The 23,458-nt window shown below is 58.2% G+C and carries 23 protein-coding genes; 21 read left to right on the top strand and 2 right to left on the bottom strand.

Going from position 1 to position 23,458, the window contains the following annotated elements:
* Nucleotides 1-326: 326 nt before the first annotated feature.
* The 8 genes from sdhC (at nt 327) to sucD (ending at nt 10,129) form a co-directional block, all read left to right on the top strand.
* Nucleotides 327-731, top strand: coding sequence for a succinate dehydrogenase cytochrome b556 subunit (gene sdhC, locus GJV78_RS01435; protein WP_167519304.1), 405 nt, complete (start codon nt 327-329; stop codon nt 729-731).
* Nucleotides 725-1,072, top strand: a complete 348-nt coding sequence (sdhD, locus tag GJV78_RS01440; RefSeq protein ID WP_155106636.1) for a succinate dehydrogenase membrane anchor subunit — start codon at nt 725-727, stop codon at nt 1,070-1,072. The genes sdhC and sdhD overlap by 7 nt, the downstream gene beginning before the upstream one ends.
* Nucleotides 1,072-2,838: a succinate dehydrogenase flavoprotein subunit gene (gene sdhA, locus GJV78_RS01445; RefSeq protein ID WP_155106637.1), complete on the top strand. Its 1,767-nt coding sequence runs from the start codon at nt 1,072-1,074 to the stop codon at nt 2,836-2,838. Before sdhD ends, sdhA begins: the two co-directional genes overlap by 1 nt.
* A 16-nt stretch (nt 2,839-2,854) precedes the next feature.
* On the top strand, nt 2,855-3,571 hold the full coding sequence (gene sdhB, locus GJV78_RS01450) for a succinate dehydrogenase iron-sulfur subunit SdhB (RefSeq protein ID WP_155106638.1): 717 nt from the start codon (nt 2,855-2,857) through the stop codon (nt 3,569-3,571).
* A gap of 371 nt (nt 3,572-3,942) precedes the next feature.
* Nucleotides 3,943-6,744, top strand: coding sequence for a 2-oxoglutarate dehydrogenase E1 component (sucA, locus tag GJV78_RS01455; RefSeq protein ID WP_155106639.1), 2,802 nt, complete (start codon nt 3,943-3,945; stop codon nt 6,742-6,744).
* A 14-nt stretch (nt 6,745-6,758) separates the two neighbouring features.
* Nucleotides 6,759-7,979: a 2-oxoglutarate dehydrogenase complex dihydrolipoyllysine-residue succinyltransferase gene (gene odhB / locus GJV78_RS01460; RefSeq protein ID WP_155106640.1), complete on the top strand. Its 1,221-nt coding sequence runs from the start codon at nt 6,759-6,761 to the stop codon at nt 7,977-7,979.
* A 114-nt stretch (nt 7,980-8,093) separates the two neighbouring features.
* Nucleotides 8,094-9,260, top strand: coding sequence for an ADP-forming succinate--CoA ligase subunit beta (gene sucC / locus GJV78_RS01465; protein WP_155106641.1), 1,167 nt, complete (start codon nt 8,094-8,096; stop codon nt 9,258-9,260).
* Nucleotides 9,260-10,129: a succinate--CoA ligase subunit alpha gene (gene sucD, locus GJV78_RS01470; protein WP_155106642.1), complete on the top strand. Its 870-nt coding sequence runs from the start codon at nt 9,260-9,262 to the stop codon at nt 10,127-10,129. Before sucC ends, sucD begins: the two co-directional genes overlap by 1 nt.
* Before the next feature lie 226 nt (nt 10,130-10,355).
* On the opposite strand, the gene GJV78_RS01475 is transcribed toward sucD, so the two are convergent.
* Together GJV78_RS01475 and GJV78_RS23900 are read right to left on the bottom strand one after the other, a co-directional pair.
* Complete coding sequence (locus GJV78_RS01475) at nt 10,356-10,649, bottom strand: hypothetical protein (RefSeq protein ID WP_155106643.1); 294 nt, start codon at nt 10,647-10,649, stop codon at nt 10,356-10,358.
* A 54-nt stretch (nt 10,650-10,703) separates the two neighbouring features.
* Nucleotides 10,704-10,973, bottom strand: a complete 270-nt coding sequence (locus GJV78_RS23900; RefSeq protein WP_155106644.1) for a FaeA/PapI family transcriptional regulator — start codon at nt 10,971-10,973, stop codon at nt 10,704-10,706.
* 574 nt (nt 10,974-11,547) lie between these two features.
* On the opposite strand from GJV78_RS23900, the gene GJV78_RS01485 reads away from it, so the two are divergent.
* The 13 genes from GJV78_RS01485 (at nt 11,548) to ybgE (ending at nt 23,327) form a co-directional block, all read left to right on the top strand.
* Nucleotides 11,548-12,093, top strand: coding sequence for a fimbrial protein (locus GJV78_RS01485; protein WP_155106645.1), 546 nt, complete (start codon nt 11,548-11,550; stop codon nt 12,091-12,093).
* A gap of 55 nt (nt 12,094-12,148) precedes the next feature.
* Nucleotides 12,149-12,691, top strand: a complete 543-nt coding sequence (locus GJV78_RS01490; RefSeq protein WP_167519306.1) for a fimbrial protein — start codon at nt 12,149-12,151, stop codon at nt 12,689-12,691.
* 82 nt (nt 12,692-12,773) lie between these two features.
* On the top strand, nt 12,774-15,329 hold the full coding sequence (locus GJV78_RS01495) for an outer membrane usher protein (protein WP_230979036.1): 2,556 nt from the start codon (nt 12,774-12,776) through the stop codon (nt 15,327-15,329).
* Nucleotides 15,329-16,075 (top strand): fimbria/pilus periplasmic chaperone, encoded by a 747-nt coding sequence (locus GJV78_RS01500; protein WP_407929009.1) that lies wholly within the window; start codon nt 15,329-15,331, stop codon nt 16,073-16,075. The genes GJV78_RS01495 and GJV78_RS01500 overlap by 1 nt, the downstream gene beginning before the upstream one ends.
* A 25-nt stretch (nt 16,076-16,100) precedes the next feature.
* Nucleotides 16,101-16,685 (top strand): fimbrial protein, encoded by a 585-nt coding sequence (locus tag GJV78_RS01505; RefSeq protein ID WP_155106649.1) that lies wholly within the window; start codon nt 16,101-16,103, stop codon nt 16,683-16,685.
* Nucleotides 16,685-17,182 carry a fimbrial protein gene (locus GJV78_RS01510; RefSeq protein ID WP_155106650.1) on the top strand — a complete coding sequence of 166 codons (498 nt, stop codon included), beginning with the start codon at nt 16,685-16,687 and terminating at the stop codon, nt 17,180-17,182. The genes GJV78_RS01505 and GJV78_RS01510 overlap by 1 nt, the downstream gene beginning before the upstream one ends.
* Before the next feature lie 12 nt (nt 17,183-17,194).
* A complete protein-coding gene (locus tag GJV78_RS01515; RefSeq protein WP_155106651.1) occupies nt 17,195-17,698 on the top strand; it encodes a fimbrial protein in 504 nt (167 codons plus the stop codon).
* Nucleotides 17,699-17,708: 10 nt separating this feature from the next.
* The gene (locus GJV78_RS01520; RefSeq protein WP_155106652.1) at nt 17,709-18,233 is read left to right on the top strand and encodes a fimbrial protein; all 525 of its coding nucleotides are present in this window, start codon (nt 17,709-17,711) and stop codon (nt 18,231-18,233) included.
* A 100-nt stretch (nt 18,234-18,333) separates the two neighbouring features.
* On the top strand, nt 18,334-19,161 hold the full coding sequence (locus tag GJV78_RS01525; RefSeq protein WP_155106653.1) for a hypothetical protein: 828 nt from the start codon (nt 18,334-18,336) through the stop codon (nt 19,159-19,161).
* A 926-nt stretch (nt 19,162-20,087) separates the two neighbouring features.
* Nucleotides 20,088-21,656: a cytochrome ubiquinol oxidase subunit I gene (gene cydA / locus GJV78_RS01530; protein WP_155106654.1), complete on the top strand. Its 1,569-nt coding sequence runs from the start codon at nt 20,088-20,090 to the stop codon at nt 21,654-21,656.
* A gap of 15 nt (nt 21,657-21,671) precedes the next feature.
* Nucleotides 21,672-22,811 carry a cytochrome d ubiquinol oxidase subunit II gene (gene cydB, locus GJV78_RS01535; protein ID WP_155106655.1) on the top strand — a complete coding sequence of 380 codons (1,140 nt, stop codon included), beginning with the start codon at nt 21,672-21,674 and terminating at the stop codon, nt 22,809-22,811.
* 15 nt (nt 22,812-22,826) lie between these two features.
* Nucleotides 22,827-22,940 (top strand): cytochrome bd-I oxidase subunit CydX, encoded by a 114-nt coding sequence (gene cydX, locus GJV78_RS01540; RefSeq protein WP_155106656.1) that lies wholly within the window; start codon nt 22,827-22,829, stop codon nt 22,938-22,940.
* A 105-nt stretch (nt 22,941-23,045) separates the two neighbouring features.
* Nucleotides 23,046-23,327, top strand: a complete 282-nt coding sequence (gene ybgE, locus GJV78_RS01545) for a cyd operon protein YbgE (protein ID WP_155106657.1) — start codon at nt 23,046-23,048, stop codon at nt 23,325-23,327.
* Nucleotides 23,328-23,458 lie beyond the last annotated feature (131 nt).

A 23,458-nucleotide genomic window follows, 5' to 3' on the forward strand; every position in this document is an offset into this window, starting at 1 on the left:
TATGATTAAAAATTAAGAAAATGTTCTTATCGTGATGTGGATCACTGTTCGGGATAAAACCAGACAAACTATATGTAGGTTAATTGTAATGATTTTGTGAACGTCCTATACTGCCGCCAGGCCTCCGGAAGACCCTGCAGTCCCGAGCCACCCAGCGTTGTAACCCGTCGTTTTAACATCTGGAAGCGGTGTTTTATATGACGTGCAGTTATAGAAAAGGACGCTGTCTGACCGCATGCAGACCGGAGGAAGGCGATCCCGTCGTCTTTCAGGCACAGCTGGCATCCTCCACTGGCCGGAAGTCCAAAGGGAATAATAAGAACAGCATGTGGGCGTTATTCATGATAAGAAATGTGAAAAAACAAAGACCTGTCAATCTGGATCTGCAAACGATCCGGTTCCCAATCACGGCGATAGCGTCCATTCTCCATCGCGTTTCCGGCGTCATTGTCTTTGTGGCGGTCGGCATTCTGCTGTGGCTGCTGGGCATGAGCCTCTCCTCTGCGGAAGGGTTCCGCCAGGCCTCCGCCGTGATGGGGAGCTTCTTCGTCAAATTTATTATGTGGGGCATCCTGACCGCGCTGGCGTACCACGCGGTGGGCGGCATTCGCCACATGCTGATGGATGTTGGCTATCTGGAAGAGACCTTTGACGCCGGTCGGCGCTCCGCCAGCATCGCTTTTATCATCACCGTCGTGCTTTCAATTCTCGCAGGAGTTCTCGTATGGTAAGCAACGCCTCCGCTCTGGGACGCAACGGCGTGCATGACTTTATCCTTGTTCGTGCTACCGCTATCGTTCTGACCTTATACATCCTCTACATGGTGGGCTTTTTCGCGATAAGCGGCGAGCTGACCTTCGAGGCCTGGAGCGGTTTCTTCTCCCTGGCCTTCACCAAAGTTTTCACGCTGCTGGCGCTGTTTTCCGTCCTGATCCACGCCTGGATTGGCATGTGGCAGGTGCTGACCGACTACGTTAAGCCGCTGGCCGTGCGCCTGATTCTGCAGCTGGCAATCGTGGTGGCGCTGGCGGTGTACGTTATTTATGGATTTGTTGTGGTGTGGGGTGCGTGATGAAACTGCCAGTCAGAGAATTTGATGCTGTTGTTATTGGTGCCGGCGGCGCGGGTATGCGCGCGGCGCTGCAAATTTCCCAGAGCGGTCAGACCTGCGCGCTGCTCTCCAAAGTGTTTCCGACCCGTTCGCACACCGTTTCAGCCCAGGGCGGCATTACCGTGGCGCTGGGCAATACCCATGAAGATAACTGGGAATGGCATATGTACGACACCGTAAAAGGGTCGGACTATATCGGTGACCAGGACGCGATTGAGTATATGTGTAAAACCGGCCCGGAGGCGATTCTGGAGCTGGAGCATATGGGGCTGCCTTTCTCTCGTCTCGACGACGGGCGTATCTATCAGCGTCCGTTCGGCGGCCAGTCGAAAAACTTCGGCGGCGAGCAGGCGGCGCGCACCGCGGCGGCGGCGGACCGCACCGGCCACGCCCTGCTGCACACCCTCTACCAACAGAACCTGAAAAATCACACCACTATCTTCTCCGAATGGTATGCCCTGGACCTGGTCAAAAATCAGGACGGGGCGGTGGTGGGATGCACCGCGCTGAGTATTGAATCCGGCGAAGTGGTCTACTTCAAAGCCCGCGCTACCGTGCTGGCGACCGGCGGCGCGGGGCGTATTTATCAGTCCACCACCAACGCCCATATCAACACCGGCGACGGCGTGGGTATGGCGATCCGCGCCGGCGTGCCGGTGCAGGATATGGAGATGTGGCAGTTTCACCCGACCGGCATCGCCGGGGCGGGCGTACTGGTTACCGAAGGCTGCCGTGGCGAAGGCGGCTATCTGCTGAACAAGCACGGCGAACGCTTTATGGAGCGCTACGCCCCGAACGCCAAAGACCTGGCGGGCCGTGACGTGGTGGCGCGCTCCATTATGATTGAAATCCGCGAAGGCCGCGGCTGCGACGGCCCGTGGGGGCCTCATGCGAAGCTGAAACTCGACCACCTGGGTAAAGAGGTGCTGGAATCGCGCCTGCCGGGCATTCTGGAGCTTTCCCGCACCTTCGCCCACGTTGATCCGGTGAAAGAGCCGATCCCGGTGATCCCCACCTGCCACTACATGATGGGCGGTATTCCGACGAAGGTGACAGGCCAGGCGCTGACGGTCAACGCCCAGGGCGAAGATGTGGTTATTCCGGGGCTGTTCGCGGTAGGGGAAATCGCCTGCGTATCGGTCCACGGGGCTAACCGCCTGGGCGGTAACTCGCTGCTCGATCTGGTGGTCTTTGGCCGGGCGGCGGGCCTGCATCTGCAGGAGTCGATTCAGGAGCAGGGCGCGCTGCGCGACGCCAGCGAATCGGATATCGACGGTTCTCTGGAACGTCTGAACCGCTGGAACAGCAACCGCGACGGCGAAGATCCGGTGGCTATCCGCAAAGCGCTGCAGGAGTGTATGCAGCATAACTTCTCGGTGTTCCGCGAAGGCGAGGCAATGGCGAAGGGGCTGGAGCAGCTAAAGGTTATCCGCGAGCGGCTAAAAAACGCCCGTCTGGACGATACCTCCAGCGAATTTAACACCCAGCGCGTTGAATGTCTGGAACTGGACAATCTGATGGAAACCGCCTTTGCGACGGCCGTTTCCGCCAACTTCCGTACCGAAAGCCGCGGGGCTCACAGCCGCTTCGACTATCCGGAGCGCGATGATGCGAACTGGCTGTGCCACTCCCTCTATCTGCCAGAGACGGAATCCATGACGCGACGTCAGGTGAATATGGAACCGAAGCTGCGTCCGGCATTCCCGCCGAAGATTCGTACCTACTAATGCGGAGACAGGAAACATGAGGCTTGAATTTTCAATTTATCGCTACAACCCGGATGTCGACACCGCTCCGCACATGCAGGATTACACCCTTGAGGCGGAGGAGGGGCGCGACATGATGCTGCTGGATGCCCTCCTGCAGCTGAAGGAAAAAGATCCCTCGCTCACTTTTCGCCGCTCCTGCCGCGAGGGCGTATGCGGCTCAGACGGTCTGAACATGAACGGTAAAAATGGGCTGGCATGCATCACGCCGATCTCCGCCCTGAACCGGTCAGGAAAGAAAATTGTGATACGTCCACTGCCCGGTCTGCCGGTGATCCGCGATTTGGTGGTAGACATGGGGCAATTCTATGCACAATATGAGAAGATTAAGCCTTACTTGTTGAATAATGGGCAGAATCCTCCGGCGCGCGAGCATTTACAGCTGCCGGAGCAGCGGGAGAAGCTTGACGGGCTGTATGAATGTATTTTATGCGCCTGTTGTTCCACCTCCTGCCCGTCGTTCTGGTGGAATCCGGACAAGTTTATCGGCCCGGCGGGTCTGCTGGCGGCGTATCGCTTCCTGATCGACAGCCGGGATACGGAAACCGACGCCCGCCTGGAGGGAATGAGCGATGCATTCAGCGTATTCCGCTGTCATAGCATCATGAACTGCGTCAGCGTTTGCCCCAAGGGGCTGAACCCGACGCGGGCTATCGGCCATATTAAGTCGATGCTGCTGCAGCGTAGCGCGTAAGTAACACGCCGGATGGCGCTGCGCTTATCCGACCTGTGAGACAGTAGGCCCGGTAAGCGTAGCGCCACCGGGCAAAAAACAGGAAACCTTTAAAAACCGCTACATTGCAGTACCCGTAATCGGGACGCTCAGAGCGAGACAGGGCGGCAACTGAGTACATCTCCGGAACAGAGATCGCTGTGTGACTGGAGTAAGCGAAAGCAGCCAACGAAGTCGTAGCCTGAACGCAGAAGATTAATGGCAGTTTTTAAAGGTTCCTTCGCGGGCCAACAAGAGCTCGCAGGTGAACCCCGGCACGCACATCTGATGTGATATGTGCGTAGTAGTATCCACGGCGAAGTAAGCATAACAAAGATGCTTAAGGGATCACGATGCAGAACAGCGCTTTGCAAGCCTGGCTGGACTCTTCTTACCTCTCTGGCGCAAACCAGAGCTGGATAGAACAGCTCTATGAAGACTTCTTAACCGATCCTGACTCGGTAGACGCTAACTGGCGTTCAACGTTCCAGCAGTTACCGGGCACCGGAGTCAAACCGGATCAACTCCACTCTCAAATGCGTGACTACTTTCGCCGTCTGGCGAAAGATGCCTCACGTTACTCCTCGACGATTTCCGATCCCGATACCAACGTGAAGCAGGTTAAAGTCCTGCAGCTGATCAATGCCTACCGTTTTCGCGGCCATCAGCATGCGGATCTCGATCCGCTTGGGCTGTGGCAGCAGGAGAACGTGGCGGATCTCGATCTGGCGTTTCACGATCTGAGCGAGGCGGATTTCCAGGAAAGCTTTAACGTCGGCTCTTTCGCCAGCGGTAAAGAGACGATGAAGTTAGGCGAGCTAATCGCCGCCCTTAAAGAGACCTACTGCGGGCCGATCGGTTCGGAGTATATGCACATCACCAGCACCGAAGAGAAACGCTGGATCCAGCAGCGTATCGAATCCGGTCGGGCGGCGTTCAGCAGCGAAGAGAAGAAGCGTTTCCTTAGCGAACTGACCGCCGCCGAAGGGCTGGAGCGCTATCTGGGAGCGAAGTTCCCCGGAGCCAAGCGCTTCTCGCTGGAGGGCGGCGATGCCCTGATCCCGATGCTGAAAGAGATGATCCGCCACGCGGGCAACAGCGGCACTCGCGAAGTGGTGCTGGGGATGGCGCACCGCGGCCGCCTGAACGTGCTGGTAAACGTGCTGGGTAAACGGCCGCAGGATCTGTTCGACGAATTTTCCGGTAAACATAAAGAGCATCTCGGCACCGGCGACGTGAAGTACCACATGGGCTTCTCATCGGATATCGAAACCGAAGGCGGCCTGGTCCACCTGGCGCTGGCGTTTAACCCGTCGCACCTGGAGATCGTCAGTCCGGTTGTCATCGGATCCGTGCGCGCCCGCCTGGACAGGCTGGACGAGCCGGGCAGCAATAAAGTGCTGCCGATCACTATTCACGGCGACGCGGCGGTTACCGGCCAGGGCGTGGTGCAGGAGACCCTGAACATGTCGAAGGCCAGGGGCTATGAAGTGGGCGGCACCGTGCGCGTCGTCATCAATAACCAGGTGGGCTTTACCACCTCCAACCCGCTGGACGCGCGCTCCACGCCGTACTGCACCGATATCGGCAAAATGGTGCAGGCCCCGATCTTCCACGTTAACGCGGACGATCCGGAGGCGGTGGCCTTCGTCACCCGCCTGGCGCTGGACTTCCGTAACACCTTCAAGCGCGACGTGTTTATCGATCTGGTGTGCTACCGCCGTCACGGCCACAACGAAGCCGACGAGCCGAGCGCCACCCAGCCGCTGATGTACCAGAAAATCAAAAAGCATCCGACCCCGCGTAAGCTGTACGCCGACCGGCTGGAGCAGGACGGGGTCGCCACCCTGGAGGACGCCACCGAGATGGTGAACCTCTATCGCGACGCGCTGGATTCCGGCGAGTGCGTGGTAAAAGAGTGGCGTCCGATGAATATGCACTCCTTTACCTGGTCACCCTACCTCAACCACGAGTGGGACGAGGCGTATCCGAACAGGGTGGAGATGAAGCGCCTGCAGGAGCTGGCCAAACGCATCAGTACGGTGCCGGAAGCCATTGAAATGCAATCGCGGGTCGCGAAGATCTATGGCGATCGCCAGGCTATGGCGGCGGGCGAGAAGCTCTTCGACTGGGGCGCGGCGGAAAACCTCGCCTATGCCACCCTGGTCGATGAGGGCATTCCCGTGCGTCTGTCCGGCGAAGACTCCGGCCGCGGCACCTTCTTCCATCGCCACGCGGTGATCCACAACCAGGTCAACGGTTCGACGTACACCCCGCTGCAGCACGTGCATAACGGGCAGGGCACTTTCCGGGTCTGGGACTCCGTGCTCTCTGAAGAGGCGGTGCTGGCCTTCGAATATGGCTACGCCACCGCAGAGCCGCGCACCCTGACCATCTGGGAAGCGCAGTTTGGCGACTTCGCCAACGGAGCCCAGGTGGTGATCGATCAATTCATCTCCTCTGGCGAGCAGAAATGGGGCCGGATGTGCGGCCTGGTGATGCTGCTGCCGCACGGCTATGAAGGGCAGGGGCCGGAGCACTCCTCCGCGCGCCTGGAGCGCTATCTGCAGCTCTGCGCCGAGCAGAATATGCAGGTTTGCGTGCCGTCGACCCCGGCGCAGGTTTATCACATGCTGCGTCGTCAGGCGCTGCGCGGGATGCGCCGTCCGCTGGTGGTGATGTCGCCGAAATCTCTGCTGCGTCATCCGCTGGCGGTCTCCAGCCTTGACGAGCTGGCTAACGGTGCCTTCCTGCCGGCCATCGGCGAGGTTGATGAACTGGACCCGCAGGCGGTGAAGCGCGTGGTGATGTGCTCGGGCAAAGTGTATTACGACCTGCTGGAGCAGCGCCGGAAGAACGATCAAAAAGATGTTGCCATCGTGCGCATCGAACAGCTTTACCCGTTCCCGCACCAGGCGATGCAGGAGGCGCTGAAGCCGTACGCCCACGTGCATGATTTTGTCTGGTGTCAGGAGGAGCCGCTCAATCAGGGAGCGTGGTACTGCAGCCAGCATAACTTCCGCGAAGTGATTCCGTCTGGGTCCGCCCTGCGTTACGCGGGCCGCCCGGCCTCCGCCTCTCCGGCGGTAGGTTATATGTCCGTTCACCAGAAGCAGCAGCAAGATCTGGTTAATGACGCGCTGAACGTCGATTAAATAAAGGATAAATAATGAGTAGCGTAGATATTCTTGTTCCTGACCTGCCTGAGTCCGTCGCCGACGCCACCGTGGCGACCTGGCACAAAAAACCGGGCGATGCGGTTGTTCGTGACGAAGTGCTGGTGGAAATCGAAACTGACAAGGTGATCCTGGAAGTTCCGGCCTCGGCGGACGGCGTTCTCGATGCGGTGCTGGAAGACGAGGGCACCACCGTCACCTCGCGACAGATCCTCGGCCGCCTGCGCGAAGGCAACAGCGCGGGCAAAGCCTCCAGCGCGAAGCCGGAAGAAAAGGACGCCACCCCGGCGCAGCGCCAGCAGGCCTCGCTGAGCGAGCAGAACAACGACGCCTTAAGCCCGGCCATCCGTCGTCTGCTGGCCGAACACGGCCTTGAGGCCGCCGCCATTAGCGGCACCGGCGTCGGCGGCCGCATCACCCGCGAAGACGTGGAAAAGCATCTGGCGAAAGCCCCGGCGCAGGCTGAGGCCAACGCTCCGGCGGCTGCGCCAGCGGCGCAGCCTCAGCCCGGCGCGCGCAGCGAGAAGCGCGTGCCGATGACCCGTCTGCGCAAGCGCGTGGCCGAGCGTCTGCTGGAGGCGAAAAACGCCACCGCCATGCTGACCACCTTCAACGAAGTCAACATGAAGCCGATTATGGATCTGCGCAAGCAGTACGGCGAAGCGTTTGAAAAGCGTCACGGCATCCGCCTGGGCTTTATGTCCTTCTACGTGAAGGCGGTGGTGGAAGCGCTGAAGCGCTATCCGGAGGTGAACGCCTCCATCGACGGCGACGACGTGGTTTACCACAACTATTTTGACGTCAGCATGGCGGTTTCCACGCCGCGCGGCCTGGTGACGCCGGTGCTGCGTGACGTAGACGCGCTGGGCATGGCCGACGTCGAGAAAAAAATCAAAGAGCTGGCGCTGAAGGGCCGCGACGGCAAGCTGACGGTGGACGATCTGACCGGCGGCAACTTCACCATCACCAACGGCGGCGTATTCGGCTCCCTGATGTCCACGCCGATCATTAACCCGCCCCAGAGCGCGATCCTCGGTATGCATGCCATTAAGGATCGTCCGATGGCGGTGGACGGCAAGGTGGAGATCCTGCCGATGATGTATCTGGCGCTCTCCTACGACCACCGGCTGATTGACGGCCGTGAATCCGTCGGCTTCCTGGTCACCATTAAAGAGCTGCTGGAAGATCCGACGCGCCTGCTGCTGGACGTGTAGTCAGCAAGAGCATCACCTGCCCCGCAGGCCGGAGAAGCGGAGCGCCGCCGGGCATATATACCGCGCGGCCTGCGGGTTTAAAGATAACGATTACCTGAAGGATGGACAGAACAGATGAACTTACATGAATATCAGGCAAAACAACTTTTTGCCCGCTACGGCTTATCAACGCCGGTGGGTTATGCCTGTACTACTCCGCGTCAGGCCGAAGAGGCGGCGTCGAAAATCGGTGCCGGTCCGTGGGTAGTGAAGTGTCAGGTTCACGCTGGCGGCCGCGGCAAAGCGGGCGGCGTGAAGGTGGTAAACAGCAAGGAAGAGATCCGCGCCTTTGCCGAGCACTGGCTGGGCAAGCGGCTGGTGACCTACCAGACGGACGCCAGCGGCCAGCCGGTGAATCAGATCCTGGTGGAAGCGGCAACCGATATCGCTAAAGAGCTCTATCTTGGCGCGGTGGTTGACCGCAGCTCCCGCCGCGTGGTGTTTATGGCCTCCACCGAAGGCGGCGTGGAAATTGAAAAAGTGGCGGAAGAAACCCCGCACCTGATCCACAAGGTGGCCCTCGATCCGCTGACCGGCCCGATGCCCTGGCAGGGGCGCGAGCTGGCCTTTAAGCTGGGTCTGGAAGGTAAACTGGTGCAGCAGTTCACCAAAACTTTTATGGGCCTGGCGACCATTTTCCTCGAGCGTGACCTGGCGCTTATTGAAATTAACCCGCTGGTGATCACCCGCCAGGGCGACCTGATCTGCCTCGACGGCAAGCTGGGCGCTGACGGCAACGCCCTGTTCCGCCAGGCGGATCTGCGCGAAATGCGCGACCAGTCGCAGGAAGACCCGCGCGAAGCCCAGGCGGCGCAGTGGGAGCTGAACTACGTGGCGCTGGACGGCAATATCGGCTGCATGGTTAACGGCGCGGGCCTGGCGATGGGGACCATGGATATCGTTAAGCTGCACGGCGGCGAGCCGGCCAACTTCCTCGACGTGGGCGGCGGCGCGACGAAAGAGCGTGTGACCGAAGCGTTTAAAATTATCCTCTCCGACGACAACGTGAAGGCCGTGCTGGTCAACATCTTCGGCGGCATCGTGCGCTGCGATCTGATTGCCGACGGCATCATCGGCGCGGTGGCAGAGGTGGGCGTTAACGTCCCGGTCGTCGTGCGTCTGGAAGGCAACAACGCCGGGCTGGGCGCGAAGAAACTGGCTGACAGCGGCCTGAATATTATTGCAGCGAAAAGTCTGACGGATGCAGCTCAGCAGGTTGTTGCCGCAGTGGAGGGGAAATAATGTCCGTTTTGATTGATAAGAATACCAAAGTTATCTGCCAGGGCTTTACCGGTAGCCAGGGCACCTTCCACTCCGAGCAGGCCATTGCCTACGGCACGCAGATGGTTGGCGGCGTCACGCCGGGCAAGGGCGGCACCACCCACCTTGGCCTGCCGGTATTCAATACCGTGCGCGAGGCGGTAGAGGCCACCGGCGCAACGGCATCCGTCATTTACGTGCCGGCACCGTTCTGCAAAGACTCCATTCTGGAAGCCATCGACGCGGGCATTAAGCTTATTATCACCATCACCGAAGGTATCCCTACCCTGGATATGCTGACCGTGAAGGTGAAGCTTGACGAGGCGGGCGTGCGCATGATCGGGCCGAACTGCCCCGGCGTGATCACCCCCGGCGAGTGCAAAATCGGTATCATGCCGGGCCACATTCACCAGCCGGGCAGGGTGGGCATCGTCTCCCGCTCCGGCACCCTGACCTATGAAGCGGTCAAGCAGACCACCGACTACGGCTTTGGCCAGTCCACCTGCGTTGGTATCGGCGGCGATCCGATCCCCGGCTCTAACTTTATCGACATCCTGAAGCTGTTCCAGGACGATCCGCAGACCGGGGCGATCGTGATGATCGGCGAGATCGGCGGCAGCGCCGAAGAAGAGGCGGCGGCGTATATTAAAGATCACGTCACCAAGCCGGTGGTGGGCTATATCGCCGGGGTTACCGCGCCGAAAGGGAAACGGATGGGCCACGCCGGGGCGATTATCGCCGGCGGCAAGGGAACGGCGGACGAGAAGTTCGCCGCCCTGGAAGCCGCAGGGGTGAAAACCGTGCGCAGCCTTGCCGATATCGGCGAAGCGCTGAAGGCCGTAATGAAGTGAGATATACCCTAAATAATTCGAGTTGCATGACAAAACGCGGCGCGTTTTGAACAGCCGTAGCGCTGGCCCCGAGGGGGGGAGGCCGCAGGCCGAATAAAGCCAACGCACATGCAGCCTGAAGTATGACGGGTATAAAAGTAAAACAGCCCCGCCCCCGCGTTTGTCGCGCAAAGGGCGCGGGGCTGCTCCGTTTTCGACATGGTTGGCCATCGGATGATGGCCTTTTTTATATGTGTCGGGCATGCCCGACGGCCAGGGGATAATATATCTCCTGTGCATGCTTCGGGATAGGGACAAGCAACTCGCCCAGATCGAGAAAGTAGCGGTCCAGCGTATTCAGCAGTACGGCAATTTCCGGCTCTTGCCCGCCCGGGGTATTGGCAACGCGCATGATATTGTCTCTGATAGCCTCTATCCCTCCGTTCCACTGGCGTAGCGCGTCTTCAATGCGCTGAAGCTGGCTGTAGTGTTCATACAGCTCCAGAGAGTTGGTGCTGGTTCTGCGGCCTTTTCTGTGCATATTTCCCCCAAATTCAGATTTTTGCGGCTCAGGTCTTTTATCCTGGTGATGTTTTTATAATAAGAAATGGTCTTCAACAGGTCTCCAGCTATGGTTTTTAGATTTATTAGTTTGCTTCGCAACGATTCCTCGTGCTTCTAACTTAAGTAGTGCGTATCTGGCCCGGTAAATATTTATATTGCAGTGTTCTGCTATATCTCGAGTGCTTATCCATGTCGGTGGTTGAGATGAGTTGATAACTCTATTTTTGTAAATTTCCTTAAGTGAGACAATAACCATTTTGTCATTAATGGACAATTTATCACGCAGTTCTGTTCCTGGCATATTCCTACCTCATGACGATTCAGATGAGCGAAGGTGATTATTTTTATCTTTTAAGTAACATTTTACACACTATTGTTAATCAGAGGTTATGGCTAAACGGGGGGGAATTTTATCGTAAAAAATATCAATTTACGATCTTTATACCTTATTGTATTCAAAAATTAGTGTTTTATACTGGATTCTTGGGGTGTAGCCAAGTAACTCGTCGTAAAAAAAGTAGCAGCCTTTTATGTGAGAAATTTAATATTGAATTTGATTTATGGTCGTTTTCAGGTTTGTCAGTTTTAGAAAAGATATGTAGTATTACCCCCGAGCTAATAACTGTTCGCGACTAGCATAAATTGATCTGGATAACGCTATTCAGGTTTTGCTGGCGTTTATTACTCCATGACTACCGCGTCAGGGATGAGTTTGGAAACGCTATCTGAAATATGAATTCCGAATGGCGGAGGGGGTGGGAAATACAGGTGAGCTGTTTTTCTATTTCCGTCAATGTACGGAAAGGGATGCGTTTGGTTTGTAAAAAACACTTAATTGGCAATGGGTAAATATAACCCTTATTAAAGGAAAAGAAATGAAACTGAATAAAATTATGCTGGCGGCATCTGTAGTGATGGGCCTTGCTTCTTTTGCGCATGCGGAAGATCCCGCTCCGGTGACGATTCCGCCCGATCAGGGGCATGGCATCGTGAATTTCCACGGTACGGTTATTGATGCGCCTTGCTCCGTCAATCCTGATTCCGACGGCCAGACCGTTGAGCTGGGGCAGATTTCAAACGTCCTTCTGGATAACGGCGGCAGCTCTGCGCCGAAGACTTTCCAGATTCAGCTGGAAAACTGCTCCCTGAGCGTGGCTAAAGGCGTGACCACTACCTTTACCGGCGCGGAAGGCCAAAAGGGCAAACTGGGTATCACCGGTGACGTAAAAGGCGCGGGTATTGTGCTGACCGATGGCACCGGCAAGGCCATTGAACTGGGTAAACCGACAGCGGCTCAACAGCTGGCGGCAGGCGAAAAGGCGGCGACGCTGGAATTTTCCGCCTATCTGCAGGGGGATGGAGCCGCCGTTAATCCGGGTGAATTCAATAGTATCGCCAACTTTATGCTGAGCTATCAGTAAGATGTACGCCCCGCGCACGACGGCGCGCGGGGGATCTGTGCGCCGGAGAACCGCCGTGATAAGTCGACTCCTTTTTTCTCTACCGCTCGTTCTGCTCGTACTTCTGTACAGTGAGGTTGGCCTGGCCGGCTCGCCGGATCGCGGTCACGGGCGCGTCAACGTGCAGGGAAGCGTTATCGAGACGCCCTGCGCTATTGATACGCAGAGTCGCGATCAGACGGTGGATATGGGAACAATTCCGGTCAGCACAATCGTCCGCGACGGCAAGGGTGCCTCTCGCGCGTTCAGCATTCGGCTGATTCACTGCCATCTTGCCCGCCTGAACGCCGCGCTACCCGACTGGCGTTATTTTCGCGTGATGTTCGATGGGCCTGATGACGGCGGCTGGTTCGGCCTCGGCGGCAGTGCGAGGGGCGTGGCGCTGCAGGTAGAGGACGCGCGCGGCAATCTCGCCCGGCCAGGCGAACCCCTGCCGCCCGGTGCGCTGAGCGGGGCGTCGCAGCAGTTGGACTATACGCTGCGTCTGGTCAGCAACGGCCAGCTGCCCCGTACCGGCAATTTTCGTACGGCGCTGCGTTTTCAGATTGATTACTACTGATTAACGTTGTCCGGCGATCCGCCGGGGCGTAGAGCCAGGACACATTATCTTTTCAGCTACTCCGGAATAAAGATTTATGGTGATGTCTACACTAGCGCCAGGCCGTACTCTGAAGCCGCACAAACTGGCCGTTCTGCTGTCTCTGGCGCTGCTGGGACTGCCGCTCTGCGCCGTGGCCGACGAGATCGAATTTAATACGGACATTCTGGATGTGCATGACAAAACCAATATCGATCTGAGTCGTTTTTCCCGGGCGGGCTATATCATGCCGGGGATATATGTGATGTCCCTGCGGGTCAATAATAAAGATGAAATTCCCGATCAGAATATTGAGTGGCTGGCACCGGAGAGCGATCCCAAAAGCAGTATTCCCTGCCTGACGCCGAGGCTGGTGGATATGCTGGGCCTGAAGGACGAGGTCCGTTCCGATCTGCGCTGGCTGCATGATGGGCGCTGCCTCGATCCGGACAGCCTGTCGGGGATCGGGGTGAGGGGCGATCTGGGAAGCAGCACGCTCTATCTGAATATCCCCCAGAGCGACCTCGTCTACCGGGCACCGAACTGGGATCCGCCGTCACAGTGGGATGAGGGAATTCCGGGCGTGCTGTTTGACTATTACGTTGACGCCCAGACCCGGCACGAACAGCGCGGGGGCGACAGCCAGTCGCTGAACGGCAACGGTACGGCCGGGATTAACGTTGGACCGTGGCGGCTGCGCGCCGACTGGCAGGCGAGCGTCCGCCGCGGTCAGGGAAGCCGCGAAAAGCGCTGGGACTGGAATCGATATTACGCCTGGCGCGCGTTGCCCGCCCTGGGGGCGAAGCTAACCCTCGGCGAAAGCGCCCTCTATTCCGATATTTTTGACAGCTTTCGTTTTAGCGGAATCAGCCTGCAGTCGGATGACCGTATGTTGCCGCCGAACCTGCGCGGCTATGCGCCGGAAATTACCGGGGTGGCGAAAACCAACGCCAAAGTGATTATCAGCCAGCAGGGGCGCGTGATCCAGGAAACCCAGGTGGCGGCCGGGCCGTTTCGTATTCAGGATCTGAATGACATGGTCAGCGGCACGCTGGACGTGCGGGTGGAGGAGCAGAACGGCACCGTGCAGCAGTTTACGGTCAATACCGCCTCCGTTCCGTATCTGACCCGACCGGGGCAAATACGCTATAAGCTGGCCAGCGGCCGGCCTTCCGACGCGCAGCACCATACCGACGGGCCCATGTTCGCCACCGGCGAGTTCTCCTGGGGGGTGAACAACGGCTGGTCGCTGTACGGCGGCGGCGTAGGGAGCGCTGAGTACGATGCGCTGGCCCTGGGGGTAGGGCGGGATCTGCTGATGTTCGGTGCCGTTTCGTTTGATATGACCAGCTCCCGGGCCAGCCTGCCCTATGAAAGCGATGGGCGGCGGGGTAACTCCTGGCGCTTGAGCTACTCCAAGCGCTTTGACTCCACCGGCAGCCAGGTGACGTTCGCCGGCTATCGCTTCTCGCAGCAGAACTTTATGAGCATGGGCGAATACCTCGACGCGCGGCGTTACGGCGAGCGGGAAGGCTCCAGTAAGGAGCTTTACACCATTACCTTTAATCAGCAGTTGGCCGACTGGGGAGCGGATGTCTATCTCAACTACAGCCACCAGACCTACTGGGATCGGCCGACAAACAACCGCTACACCCTGACGATGTCGCGCTATTTTGATATCGGCCATATTCGCAACATTAGCCTGTCGGCTACCGCCTACCGCAGCCGCTATTACCAGATGGATGATAAAGGGGTGTATCTGTCGGTTTCCCTGCCCTGGGGCGGTACGGGATCGCTAAGTTACAACGCCACGATTAATCAGGGAGGCAACACGCACCAGCTGAGCTATTACGATCGCGCGGGTGACCATGATTATTATCAGATAAGCAGCGGACTGTCGCACGGAGACAGCATGGCGTCCGGCTACTGGACCCACGAAGGGGACAGGGTGACGACCAACCTGAACGCCAGCTATCAGAGCGGCAGCTATTCGGCGCTGAGCCTGAGCCTGCAGGGGGGGGCAACCGCAACGGCGAAGGGGGCCGCGCTGCACCGCAGCGGCTCTCAGGGCGGGACGCGAATGCTGCTGGATACCGGAGATGTGCCGGATATTCCGGTGAAGGGGTTCGGCAGCAGCGTGCTCACCAACCGTTTTGGCAAGGCGGTGGTTTCCGACGTCAACAGCTATTACCGCAGTCGGATGAGCATTGACCTTGACGCGCTGCCCGACAATGCCGAAGCCAGCAGGACGGTGGTACAGGATACCCTGACCGAAGGTGCCATCGGCTACCGGAAGTTTGACGTGGTGTCCGGAGCCAGGGCGATGGCGACTATCCGCCTGCCTGAGGGCGGCACGCCGCCGTTCGGCGCTGGCGTTGAGAACGGGCAGGGGCAGAATACCGGCGTGGTGGGGGATGAGGGCAACGTCTATCTGAGCGGCATCCATCCGGGCGATACCATGCGGGTGACGTGGGGCGTCGACGGGCGCTGCATGATTACGCTGCCCGATAGCCTGCCGACGGATCTTACTCACGGGCTGCTGCTGCCGTGTACGCCGGTGTCGTCTGCGGCCCTCAAAAAAGATGTCAGAAACAAACTACAAGCACAGGTAAAAGAATGATGAACCACAAAATAATCCTGACGGCTGGCGCGGGTGCGCTGCTCTGTACGCTGAGTACGTCGGCCCTGGCGGCTATCGCGCTGGACCGGACCCGCGTCGTGGTGGAAGGTGGAGAAAAATCGGTCAGTCTGTCGGTGAGCAATGAGAACAAGCAGCTGCCGTATCTGGCCCAGGGCTGGATCGAGGATGAACAGGGCCGCAAGATTACCCACCCGATGACGGTTCTGCCGCCGGTGCAGCGCATTGAGCCGGGGGCCAGGAGCCAGGTACGCATTCAGACGCTACCGGATATCGGCACGCTACCGCAGGATCGCGAATCGCTGTACTACTTTAACCTGCGGGAAATTCCGCCACGCTCCACGAAACCAAATACGCTACAGCTGGCGCTGCAGACGCGGATTAAGCTCTTTTTCCGTCCGAAGGCGCTGATACCGGCAAAGTCAGACACCCCGTGGCAGGAGCGCGTGACGCTCACCCGCAGCGGCGAGCGCTGGCTGGTAAACAACCCGACGCCCTATTACGTCACGCTGGTGGATGGCAGCACGCGCCCCGGCGGCCAGCCGGTCAAAGGCTTTAAGCCGCTTATGCTGGCACCGCGGGAGCAGCATGCTGCGCTGAGCGTGAACGCCGCAGCGCTGGGAAACAGTCCGGTGCTCACCTATATCAACGACTACGGCGGCCGTCCGCAGCTGAAGTTTACCTGCTCTGGCAACGCCTGCACGGCTTCGCCGGTGCGCAGCCGCTGACCTGCCCGTGCCGTGGAGGTAAATAATGAACCACAAAATAGTGTGGCGTCTGGGCGGGTCGCTACTGGCACTGGTCGCCTGCGGAGCGCAGGCCGCGACGCCGTCGGAGGTGGACGGTGAAACGGGTGTGCTCCAGGTAGTCGGTAGCCTGACCGAGAGTCCGTGTCGGCTGGAAATGTCCTCGGCCTGGCAGATTGTCGATATGGGCAATATCCCGACGCGGCGGCTGCAGCATCCCGGCGAGCGGGGAAGGCCGGTTCCTCTGCGGCTGCGGCTGCGTGACTGCATCGCCGCCCCGGCGCATAACCGGGACGAACGCTCTGACAATCTGCTGTGGAGCGACGATGAGCCGGCCGTGTCGGTTCATTTCACCGCCGCCACCGATCCGGACAATCCGCATTTACTGGCGGTGCACGGCGTTTCCGGACTGGCGCTGCGCCTGAAGGACGCCGATGGCCGGGATGTCTCTCTCGATGAGAACGCCGCGCCGCTGCTGCTGAGTCCGGGGCAGGACACGCTCAGCTATACGTTGACGACGGAGCGAACCGCAGCGCCTCTGCGGGTCGGGCCGTGGCATACGCTGCTGAATGTCGATCTGGAGTATGACTGATGAACGCGCTGCCCGTGCGCGTCCTGGCGCTGCCCTTGCTCCTGCTGCTATTTTCCGGCGGCCCGGCGCAGGCCGGTACGATTGCAGCCACGCTGACGGTGAAGGTCACCGTTAACGCGCCGCCCTGTAACATTAATGACGGGAGAGCGATTACGGTGGATTTCGGCGATGAGGTGATGACCAGCAAAGTGGAGAGCGGGATTTACAGTCAGAACGTGGATTATATCCTCGACTGCGCCGGCGCTGCGGCGGATACCTTGAATATGACCATCGGCGGCGTCGGGGCCGGGTTTGATGCCACGGTGCTGCAGGCCAGTCAGCCGGATCTGGGGATCAGGCTGTCTGGCGACGGGAAGGTCATACCGCTGAACACGCCGCTGGCCATCCGCCGTAGCGCGCCGCCGGTGCTGCGGGCGCAGCTGGTGAAGGCACCGGGAGGCTCGCTGACGGCCGGAGCGTTTAGCGCTTCGGCCACGCTAACCGTAGCCTATCAGTAAGGAGATAAAACGATGAGGCGTTATTGCGGCGTCCTGGCGATCGCGACGGGCTGGGTTCTGTTCTGTCTGCGACCCGCTTTAGCCACTAATCTGACCACAGAGATGGCCTTTAAAGGAACTCTGATAGACCCGCCGCCCTGCGCGATTAACGGCGGGCAGCCGGTGGCGGTGGACTTTGGCCGCCGCGTTGGCGTCAACAGGGTAGATGGTCGCCGCTACATTCAGCCGGTGGAGTACCACCTGATCTGCTATCCCGACAGCCCCCGGAGCGGGTTGAATATTGTGATGACCACTACCGCTCCGGCGGCGTTTGACGCCTCGGCGGTGCAGAGCTCGGTCGACGGGCTGGCGATTCGCGTGCTGGTGGAGGGCGAACCGATTACTTTTGGTAAGCCGATTGCGGTGAGTGTGGATCACCCGCCGGTGATGCAGGCGGTGCCGGTGAAGGCGGCGGGAGTCGCCCTGGAAGAGGGATTGTTCAGCGCAACGGCCACCCTGCAGGTTATTTATCAGTGAGAGGGGAAATATGAGGCGACTGCACTGGCTGGGCGTGCTGGCGATGACGTTTACGCTGCCAGGGATGGCCGCTGAGGATAACGTAACCTTTGGCGGCACCCTGGTGGCGGATCCGTGTACGATCCCGCCGGGAGAAGAGACCATCGGGCTGGAGTTTGGCAGCGTGATAGACAAAGCGCTGTATGCCGACACGCGAACGAAGGGCGTGCCCTTTACGCTGCATCTGACGGAGTGCGATCCGTCGCTGGCGAACACCCTGAGCGTGACCTTCAGCGGCACGCCGGCGACCGGTCTGCCGGGGCTGCTGGCCCTCGATGCCGGCAGCACGGCAAAAGGCATTGCGATAGGGCTGGAGGCGATGGACGGCACGCCGCTGGCGCTGGAGAAGGCGGGGGCGGCGACGCAACTGGTCACCGGAGAGATGCAGCTACGGTGGCGGGCCTACGTGCAGGGCGAGCCGCAGGCGCTGGCGACCCGGGGGATCGTACCGGGGGAATTTTCGGCGACGGCCACCTTCCGGCTGGATTATGAATAGGGGCAGAGCGTCCGGCGTAAGACGACGGACGCCGTAGGGGACGAGGCTGGCTTAGCTTCGGTTTATCTGCTTTACCATCACTCACACCACGGGAGCCGTGATGAGAAAAACAGGCCTTTGGTTATTGATTATTACGTTCTTCGGCGTCGGTAATACGTTTGCCTCGGTTGGTGTACCGATAGCAACACCGCCCATAAGATGGGACCCGCAGGCGGGCGGCTACTATTTTTCGATAGGTTCGATGGGGGGGACTTCCCCGGCGCAAAAAGAGCTTATTCCGCAGGGCGTTACCCAGTTTTGTATGGCTCCGGTAAAAGAGGGAAAATTTATTCCTTATCACGGTTACTGGGGGCAGGATCTTGAGTGCCTTAGCGTGGGTGATAGTCAGACCTGGGCTGAACTTTATCAACGTTATATAACTTATTATAGCAGTGTCGGTTTTGTGAGAATCAGGGTTGCTGAGCCCAATACCACGCCCCCTCCGGCGGCCGAACTCTGTTTTGAACCCGTTGCGATACGTGATATTTCCGATAGATCTCCCTATATCGGTCCCGATACGATTTGCATGCATCCAAACCCGTCAAACGTCACCTGCAGCTTCCTGAACGACGGGGCGGAGTTCGATTTCGGCAGCGTGAATTCAGGAGAGGGACAGACGGTAAGTAAAGATATCGGCGTTAACTGTACCGGCGATGTAAAGACCGTAATGGAGCTTAGTGGAGGCAAAGGGGCGATCGCGGTATTCAATGCCAGCGGCGAATCCTTTGACGTTCCGGTAGCGTTTGACGATCGCGATCTTAGCCAAAGCCTACAACTTTCCATGCCTGCTGGCGATTCGCAGCACCACATTACGGCCCGGCTGCCGACCGGAACGCTACCGGCAGGGGATTTTTCCGGTACTGCCGTGCTGATTATTAATCCGCTGTAGCAATATCACTCTTCGGAGGTCTGAGTACGGGCCTCCTTTCTGGCCGTCCGTTCAACGCAGCGCTCAATTCCCCCGCCGAAGCCTGAACAATTCCGCGCTGGCGCTCGCGCATCCTTTAGAAAACACGTAACCCGCGCGTGGTCCCGGTGCAAACTGTCCGCGCCAATGACGCCCGGTGGACCAGACGCTATGTTAAATATAAAGTGAAAATAAGGTAAATCGAAAACCAGTCAATTTTGCTTATGTAAAATATTTTTTAAATATCACCCCTCGGATCTCTGACCAGGGACATCTATATGCACCAGGCCTGGCGACGACAGGACTTCACTTTCTGCCTGCATATACCCGTCATACTTCAGGGTGCATGTGCGTTGGCTTTATTCGGCCCGGGGGCCTCACCCCTTCGGGGCCAGCCTGCGGCCGTTCAAAACGCGCAGCGTTTTGTCCTGCAACTTGAATTATTTAGGGAATATATCTTTTTTGAAACTTTATCGTTAATTAATTTAAACAAAAAAGTAACAATAAGGTTACCGTTATTGCCGGAATGCCAGTGTTGTTAAGGTGCTGGCTTGATTTTGATATATATCAACGTTTATTTTCTGGAAAATTTTTTATAAAGGAGATAAATTGTTGGCGATCAAAGTAGTGGGATAAAGCTAAATTAGCTATTAATTGATCGGTATCGAAAAATACGATTACAACTCTGTAAAAACCTGTTTATTGTATGGGTATTACGGCGTAATATATTTGCAGCATCAATTTGGGTTTTTTATCAACACGTTTGCAACCTTTCATCATTGATGTTTCTTCGTCCGGGAGAACGCCGGCGATGAGAGCGGGCAAATACATTTCTATTGGGGCATGCGTGTAACCCTGTCCGCCGGGGTTCACTCTCGGAGTCTTCATGCGATGAGCAAGGAGTCATAATGTTAGATATAGTCGAACTGTCGCGCTTACAGTTTGCCTTGACCGCGATGTACCACTTCCTGTTTGTGCCGCTGACGCTCGGTATGGCGTTCCTGCTGGCCATTATGGAAACCATCTACGTTCTTTCCGGCAAACAAATTTATAAAGATATGACCAAATTCTGGGGCAAGTTGTTTGGCATCAACTTCGCGCTGGGTGTGGCAACCGGTCTGACCATGGAGTTCCAGTTCGGGACTAACTGGTCCTATTACTCCCACTACGTCGGCGATATCTTCGGAGCGCCGCTGGCGATCGAAGGTCTGATGGCCTTCTTCCTTGAATCCACCTTTGTGGGGCTTTTCTTCTTCGGCTGGGATCGTTTGAGCAAAGTTCAGCACATGGCGGTCACCTGGCTGGTGGCCTTCGGTTCCAACATGTCAGCATTGTGGATCCTCGTCGCCAACGGCTGGATGCAGAACCCCATCGCCTCGGATTTCAACTTCGAAACCATGCGTATGGAAATGGTCAGCTTCTCTGAGCTGGTGCTTAACCCGGTCGCTCAGGTGAAGTTCGTACACACCGTGGCCTCCGGCTATGTGACCGGTGCCATGTTCATCCTCGGCATCAGCGCTTACTACCTGCTGAAGGGGCGCGATGTCGCCTTTGCCAAACGCTCCTTTGCCGTCGCCGCCAGCTTCGGTATGGCCGCCGTGCTCTCGGTTATCGTGCTTGGTGATGAATCCGGCTACGAAATGGGCGACGTGCAGAAAACCAAGCTTGCCGCCATTGAGGCCGAGTGGGAAACCCAGCCGGCTCCAGCCTCCTTTACCCTGTTCGGGATCCCGGACCAGGAGGCGCGCGAGAATAAAATGGCGATTCAGATCCCCTATGCGCTGGGCATCATCGCCACACGCTCCGTGGATACGCCGGTCACCGGTCTGAAAGAGCTGATGACGCAGCACGAAGAGCGCATCCGTAACGGGATGAAGGCGTACGCGCTGCTCGAACAGCTGCGCACCGGTTCCGACGATCCGGCGCTACGCGAGCAGTTCGACAGCATGAAAAAAGATCTGGGCTATGGCCTGCTGCTGAAGCGCTATACGCCGAATATCACCGATGCGACCGAAGCGCAGATCCAGCAGGCGACGAAAGACTCCATCCCGCGCGTCGCGCCGCTCTATTTCGCGTTCCGCATCATGGTGGCGTGCGGCGTCCTGCTGCTGGCGATTATCGCGCTCTCCTTCTGGAGCGTGATCCGTAACCGCATCGGCGAGAAAAAATGGTTGCTGCGCGCCGCGCTGTACGGTATTCCCCTGCCGTGGATTGCCGTCGAGGCGGGCTGGTTCGTCGCCGAGTATGGGCGTCAGCCCTGGGCCATCGGCGAGGTGCTGCCTACCGCCGTGGCGAACTCAACGCTGACGGTCGGCGATCTGCTGTTCTCGATGATCCTGATCTGCGGCCTTTACACCCTGTTCCTGGTGGCGGAGCTGTTCCTGATGTTTAAGTTCGCCCGCCTTGGCCCCAGCAGCCTGAAAACCGGTCGCTATCACTTTGAGTCGCCCACCGCGGCCTCTCAGCCGGCACGCTAAGACAGGAGTCGTCAAATGATCGATTATGAAGTTTTACGTTTTATCTGGTGGCTGCTGGTTGGCATTCTGCTGATTGGCTTTGCGATCACCGATGGATTCGACATGGGGGTGGGGATGCTCACCCGCGTTCTCGGACGTAGTGACACCGAGCGTCGGATTATGATTAACAGCATCGCCCCCCACTGGGACGGTAACCAGGTGTGGCTGATCACCGCCGGCGGCGCGCTGTTCGCCGCCTGGCCGACGGTTTACGCCGCCGCGTTTTCCGGCTTCTATATGGCGATGATCCTCGTGCTGGCCTCGCTATTCTTCCGGCCGGTGGGCTTTGACTACCGCTCGAAGATCGAAGAGAGCCGCTGGCGCAATATGTGGGACTGGGGCATCTTCATTGGCAGCTTTGTGCCGCCGCTGGTGATCGGCGTGGCCTTCGGCAACCTGCTGCAGGGTGTTCCCTTCCATATTGACGGGGATCTGCGCCTCTACTATACCGGCAACTTCTTCCAGCTGCTGAACCCGTTCGGCCTGCTGGCGGGCGTGGTGAGCGTGGCGATGATTGTGACCCAGGGGGCAACATATCTGCAGATGCGTACCGTGGGCGAGCTGCAGCTGCGCGTTCGCGCAACCTCGCAGATTGCGGCGCTGGTGACGCTGGTCTGCTTCGCGCTGGCGGGCGTCTGGGTGGTGTACGGCATTGACGGTTACGTCGTGACCTCCGTATTGGACCATCGTGCCGCCTCTAATCCGCTGAATAAAGAGGTAGTCCGCGAGGCCGGGGCGTGGCTGACGAACTTCAACTGTACGCCGGTGCTGTGGCTGATCCCGGCGCTCGGCGTGGTGCTGCCGCTGCTGACGATGCTTACTTCGCGGATGGAAAAAGGGGCCCTGGCCTTCCTGTTCTCCTCGCTGACCCTGGCCTGCATTATTCTGACCGCCGGTATTGCGATGTTCCCGTTCGTGATGCCCTCCAGCACCATGATGAACGCCAGCCTGACCATGTGGGATGCCACCTCCACCCAGCGAACTCTGAATGTGATGACCTGGGTTGCCGCGGTGCTGGTGCCGATCATTCTGCTCTATACCGGCTGGTGTTACTGGAAGATGTTTGGCCGCATCACTAAAGAACATATTGAAAGCAATACTCACTCTCTGTACTAAGGAAGGAGCTAAATTATGTGGTATTTCGCCTGGATTCTGGGAACGCTTCTTGCCTGTGCATTCGGAATTATTACAGCGCTGGCGCTGGAGCATGTCGAAGCAGGTAAGGCCGGCCAGGAAGAGCACTGACGCAGAACGGTCGCCGTGATGCCGGGGGCATCTCGGCGACCCGCCGACCCCTTTCCCGGCGCTTGCTCAGGTAAGCGCCGGGTTTGTCTGCCTGGAGGTTGTAGAATGAACTCTCTTTATCAGATTATGGACAGGCGCTCGCTGAGGGCGCTCTCCCTGGTCATGGCGCTACTGTTAGCAGGTTGTATGTTTTGGGACCCGGCGCGCTTTGCCGCCCGCTCCAGCGGGCTGGAAATCTGGCACGGTTTGCTGCTGATGTGGGCGGTCTGTGCCGGGGTGATTCACGGCGTTGGATTTCGCCCGCATACGGCGCTCTGGCAGGGGATTTTTTCGCCGCTGCTGGCCGATATTGTGCTGTGCGTTGGCCTATTTTATTTCTTCTTTTGAATAGGAATTCTCCTTAAAAAGTCAGGGCCAGGGCAGGCTTATAAATTTTTACTCTCCCTTAACTTCCTCCCATTCCCAAGCTTCACTACCGCGCGTATAGTAGCAGCGATCAGAAGTACCTTTGTTGCCTT

The sequence above is a fragment of the Intestinirhabdus alba genome, assembly GCF_009711095.1.
GTDB classification, from domain to species: domain Bacteria; phylum Pseudomonadota; class Gammaproteobacteria; order Enterobacterales; family Enterobacteriaceae; genus Intestinirhabdus; species Intestinirhabdus alba.

Bases quoted from the DNA above. Each gene is read 5' to 3' on its own strand.
- GJV78_RS01525 (WP_155106653.1), top strand. From the start codon at position 18,334: ATGAGAAAAACAGGCCTTTGGTTATTGATTATTACGTTCTTCGGCGTC.
- odhB (WP_155106640.1), top strand. From the start codon at position 6,759: ATGAGTAGCGTAGATATTCTTGTTCCTGACCTGCCTGAGTCCGTCGCC.
- cydA (WP_155106654.1), top strand. From the start codon at position 20,088: ATGTTAGATATAGTCGAACTGTCGCGCTTACAGTTTGCCTTGACCGCG.
- GJV78_RS01485 (WP_155106645.1), top strand. From the start codon at position 11,548: ATGAAACTGAATAAAATTATGCTGGCGGCATCTGTAGTGATGGGCCTT.
- sdhB (WP_155106638.1), top strand. From the start codon at position 2,855: ATGAGGCTTGAATTTTCAATTTATCGCTACAACCCGGATGTCGACACC.
- sucC (WP_155106641.1), top strand. From the start codon at position 8,094: ATGAACTTACATGAATATCAGGCAAAACAACTTTTTGCCCGCTACGGC.
- sucD (WP_155106642.1), top strand. From the start codon at position 9,260: ATGTCCGTTTTGATTGATAAGAATACCAAAGTTATCTGCCAGGGCTTT.
- GJV78_RS23900 (WP_155106644.1), bottom strand. From the start codon at position 10,973: ATGCCAGGAACAGAACTGCGTGATAAATTGTCCATTAATGACAAAATG.
- GJV78_RS01500 (WP_407929009.1), top strand. From the start codon at position 15,329: ATGAACCACAAAATAATCCTGACGGCTGGCGCGGGTGCGCTGCTCTGT.
- sdhD (WP_155106636.1), top strand. From the start codon at position 725: ATGGTAAGCAACGCCTCCGCTCTGGGACGCAACGGCGTGCATGACTTT.
- sdhA (WP_155106637.1), top strand. From the start codon at position 1,072: ATGAAACTGCCAGTCAGAGAATTTGATGCTGTTGTTATTGGTGCCGGC.
- cydX (WP_155106656.1), top strand. From the start codon at position 22,827: ATGTGGTATTTCGCCTGGATTCTGGGAACGCTTCTTGCCTGTGCATTC.
- GJV78_RS01515 (WP_155106651.1), top strand. From the start codon at position 17,195: ATGAGGCGTTATTGCGGCGTCCTGGCGATCGCGACGGGCTGGGTTCTG.
- cydB (WP_155106655.1), top strand. From the start codon at position 21,672: ATGATCGATTATGAAGTTTTACGTTTTATCTGGTGGCTGCTGGTTGGC.
- GJV78_RS01475 (WP_155106643.1), bottom strand. From the start codon at position 10,649: ATGCACAGAAAAGGCCGCAGAACCAGCACCAACTCTCTGGAGCTGTAT.
- ybgE (WP_155106657.1), top strand. From the start codon at position 23,046: ATGAACTCTCTTTATCAGATTATGGACAGGCGCTCGCTGAGGGCGCTC.
- GJV78_RS01495 (WP_230979036.1), top strand. From the start codon at position 12,774: ATGTCTACACTAGCGCCAGGCCGTACTCTGAAGCCGCACAAACTGGCC.
- GJV78_RS01510 (WP_155106650.1), top strand. From the start codon at position 16,685: ATGAACGCGCTGCCCGTGCGCGTCCTGGCGCTGCCCTTGCTCCTGCTG.
- GJV78_RS01505 (WP_155106649.1), top strand. From the start codon at position 16,101: ATGAACCACAAAATAGTGTGGCGTCTGGGCGGGTCGCTACTGGCACTG.
- sdhC (WP_167519304.1), top strand. From the start codon at position 327: ATGTGGGCGTTATTCATGATAAGAAATGTGAAAAAACAAAGACCTGTC.
- sucA (WP_155106639.1), top strand. From the start codon at position 3,943: ATGCAGAACAGCGCTTTGCAAGCCTGGCTGGACTCTTCTTACCTCTCT.
- GJV78_RS01520 (WP_155106652.1), top strand. From the start codon at position 17,709: ATGAGGCGACTGCACTGGCTGGGCGTGCTGGCGATGACGTTTACGCTG.